Origin of the sequence: uncultured Caballeronia sp. (assembly GCF_964243625.1) — a bacterium.
Taxonomy (GTDB): domain Bacteria; phylum Pseudomonadota; class Gammaproteobacteria; order Burkholderiales; family Burkholderiaceae; genus Caballeronia.
Map to the genome: position 1 here is coordinate 1 of NZ_CAXTGZ010000656.1, position 3,292 is coordinate 3,292.

Genomic DNA, 3,292 nt, shown 5'->3' on the forward strand with positions numbered 1-3,292 from the left:
ATTCGCGAAGTCCTTGAAAAATTCGATGCAGAAGTCGTGCGGTTTTTTATTGCACGGGCACACTATCGTTCGCCGCTCAATTACAGCGACGTACATATAGATGATGCACGTGGGGCGCTCACGCGCTTGTACACTGCGCTGAAAGATGTGAACCCGGATACGAATCCTCTCGACTGGAACGAGGCACATGCGCAGCGTTTCCAGGCAGCCATGAACGATGACTTCAATACACCCGTGGCTGTTGCCGTGCTGTTCGAACTGGCGAGCGAAGTGAACCGCTCACGGGATGCCGTGCTCGCGCGTCAGTTGAAGTCGCTTGGCGGCGTGCTCGGCTTGTTGCAGCGCGAGCCGCGTGCGTTCCTTCAGGATGCGCCGGGCAGCAGCAGGAACAACGGCGAGGAGGGCGCTGCCGGCCTCACGCCTCTTGATATCGAAACGAAGATCGCTGCTCGCGTTGCTGCGAAAAAAGCGAAGAACTATGCCGAAGCAGACCGGATTCGCGCTGAGTTGCTCGAGGCCGGAATTGCACTTGAAGACAAACCGGGTGGGTCGACCGAATGGCGTCGTAACTGAACGTCCTTCGCATTTCTTTGATCGACTCACCAGGTAGGAGGCATGATGGCAACGGCCAGAAAGACGCCGGCTAAACGAGCCGCGTCCGGAAGTACCGCAGCGACCGAAACAACGGCTACGCGGCGTGCAAATGTAAAGACATCGACGGCGTCCAAGCCCTTGGCCAAGCGGCTCAATGGCGCGGCCGACGGCGCGGCGGGCAAGACGGCATCGAAGAAACGCGCGGTCAACGGCGCCGCGCATGAAGACGTGTCAAAAGCAAATGCAGCGAATGGCACGACTCGGGCACGCAAGACAGTGCATACGGGCGCGCTTAAGGCGTCGCCGAAGACAGCGAACGGCGACGCGGCCAGGGCGATCGATGTCAAGGTCAACGAAGCCGATCTCGCTGCAGACTCTTCGCAAGCGCTCGTGCGCGATCCCCAGGCCGATGGCGCGATCGTCCGGAAGTCGCGCGCCATCACCGCGGAAAAATCGGTCCCGGTGCAAACACCCGGGCTTGCCCCGGAAGCCGCCCGTCCCGAGTATTGGGAAAAGGCATGCGCGGATCTGGTCAAGCGCGACCGGATCCTCAAGAAGCTGATTCCGAAGTTCGGCCCGGTGCACCTCGTGAATCGCGATGATCCGTTCACCACGCTCGCGCGTTCTGTCGTCGGCCAGCAGATTTCGGTGGCCTCCGCGCAAGCCATCTGGAAACGCGTGGAGGTGACGTGCCCCACGCTCGCGCCGCAGCAGTTCATCAAGGTCGGTCCGGCGAAGCTGCAGTCGTGCGGGTTATCGAAGAGAAAGTCCGAGTACATTCTCGATGTCGCCCAGCATTTCGTGTCGGGCGCATTGCCCGTGGATAGCTGGACGTCGATGGAAGACGAAGCCGTGATCGCGGAGTTGACGCAGATTCGCGGCATTGGCCGCTGGACGGCGGAAATGTTCCTGATCTTCAACCTGTCGCGCCCGGACGTCCTGCCGCTCGACGACCTCGGCCTGATCCAGGCCATCAGCGTCAACTATTTCAGCGGTGAACCTGTCACACGCAGCGAAGCGCGCGAAGTCGCGGCCAACTGGGAGCCGTGGCGCACCGTCGCGACGTGGTACATGTGGCGCAGCCTTTATCCAGTGCCCGCCGATCACTAAAAAGTATCGTCGGAGTCGTTCGACTATCAATATTATATAATCGATAGTTTCGACCCGAAATTTAGTGAGGCTGGCGCGGTTAGAATACGCGCTGCCCGATGCTCTAGGATTCGAACATATGAAGACCACTTTTCTGGATTTCGAACAGCCGATCGCTGAACTCGAAGCGAAGATCGAAGAATTGCGCTTTGTTCAGGACGATTCCGCTGTCGATATCTCGGAAGAAATCGAGCGGCTTTCGAAGAAGAGCCAGCAGCTCACGAAAGACCTGTACGCAAACCTGACCCCGTGGCAGGTTTCGCAGATCGCGCGGCATCCGCAGCGTCCGTACACACTCGACTATGTGAACGAGCTTTTCACCGACTTCCACGAACTGCACGGCGACCGCTCATATGCCGACGACCTGGCCATTGTCGGTGGCCTCGCGCGTTTCAACGGCCAGGCCTGCATGGTGATCGGCCAGCAAAAAGGGCGTGACACCAAGGAGCGCGCCGCGCGTAATTTCGGCATGCCGCGTCCGGAGGGGTATCGGAAAGCCGAGCGCCTGATGCGTCTCGCTGAAAAATTCGGGCTGCCGATTTTCACGTTCATCGATACACCCGGCGCCTATCCCGGCATCGGCGCCGAAGAACGCGGCCAGTCGGAAGCGATCGGGCGCAATCTGTATGTGATGGCCGAGCTGAAGACGCCGATCATCGCGACGATCATCGGCGAAGGCGGGTCCGGCGGCGCATTGGCAATTGCCGTTGCGGACAGCGTGCTGATGCTGCAGTTCTCTACCTACTCGGTGATTTCGCCGGAAGGCTGCGCGTCGATCTTGTGGAAGAGCGCGGCGAAGGCGCCGGAAGCAGCCGAAGCGCTTGGTTTGACTGCGCACCGGTTGAAGGCGCTCGGTCTGATCGACAAGATCGTGAACGAGCCGCTTGGCGGCGCGCATCGCGATCCGAAGGGCATGGCCGCGTTGCTGCGCCGTGCGTTGGCTGACACGCTGCGTCAGTTCCACGGCATGAACGCACTCGACGTCCGCGCACGCCGGTTCGACAAGCTGATGGCCTACGGCAAGTTCAAGGAAAACCTGCCGGGTGCGTGAGCGGCAACGCTTCGCTCACCTTCTGCGGATAAGCGATTCCCGTGACCTCCGACACTGAAACTCCCGCCAGCCGCCTCGTGATCGATGCGGTGCGCGCGGCGTTAGCCGACGTGTCGACTTCCACCGACAGTCCCATCGCCGTTGCTTTCAGCGGCGGTCTCGATTCCACCACGCTGCTCGATGCCGCCGTGCGTTGCGCGGGACAGGCTCGCGTCATCGCGTTGCACGTTCATCATGGCCTGAGCCCCAATGCCGATGCGTGGGCCGCGCATTGTCATGCGTTCGCCCGCGGGCTGGGCGTGCGGTTTGTATCGCGCCAGGTCGATGTCGTGCGTGAAGGTGGCGAGAGTCTCGAAGCAGCGGCGAGAGATGCGCGTTACCGAGCGCTCGATGCCTTATGTGAAGAGCAGGGCGCCACCACGCTCTGGCTTGCGCATCACGCCGACGATCAGGCGGAAACCGTGTTGCTGCAACTGCTGCGCGGCGCCGGTGTGGCGG

The 3,292-nt window shown here is 61.1% G+C and carries 4 protein-coding genes; all 4 read left to right on the forward strand.

Translation table 11 applies throughout. The features are described from left to right. On the forward strand, positions 1-573 hold a 573-nt coding region (locus tag ACFFAR_RS28730; RefSeq protein ID WP_375508961.1), incomplete at its 5' end, for a DALR domain-containing protein. Between the two features lie 45 nt (positions 574-618). Beyond that, positions 619-1,704, forward strand: coding sequence for a DNA-3-methyladenine glycosylase family protein (locus tag ACFFAR_RS28735; RefSeq protein ID WP_375508962.1), 1,086 nt, complete (start codon positions 619-621; stop codon positions 1,702-1,704). Between the two features lie 118 nt (positions 1,705-1,822). Continuing rightward, positions 1,823-2,794, forward strand: coding sequence for an acetyl-CoA carboxylase carboxyltransferase subunit alpha (locus ACFFAR_RS28740; protein ID WP_060816859.1), 972 nt, complete (start codon positions 1,823-1,825; stop codon positions 2,792-2,794). A 41-nt stretch (positions 2,795-2,835) separates the two neighbouring features. After that, the coding region (gene tilS / locus ACFFAR_RS28745; RefSeq protein ID WP_174365663.1) for a tRNA lysidine(34) synthetase TilS at positions 2,836-3,292 on the forward strand (457 nt) is incomplete at its 3' end.

Bases quoted from the DNA above. Each gene is read 5' to 3' on its own strand.
- ACFFAR_RS28740 (WP_060816859.1), top strand. From the start codon at position 1,823: ATGAAGACCACTTTTCTGGATTTCGAACAGCCGATCGCTGAACTCGAA.
- ACFFAR_RS28735 (WP_375508962.1), top strand. From the start codon at position 619: ATGGCAACGGCCAGAAAGACGCCGGCTAAACGAGCCGCGTCCGGAAGT.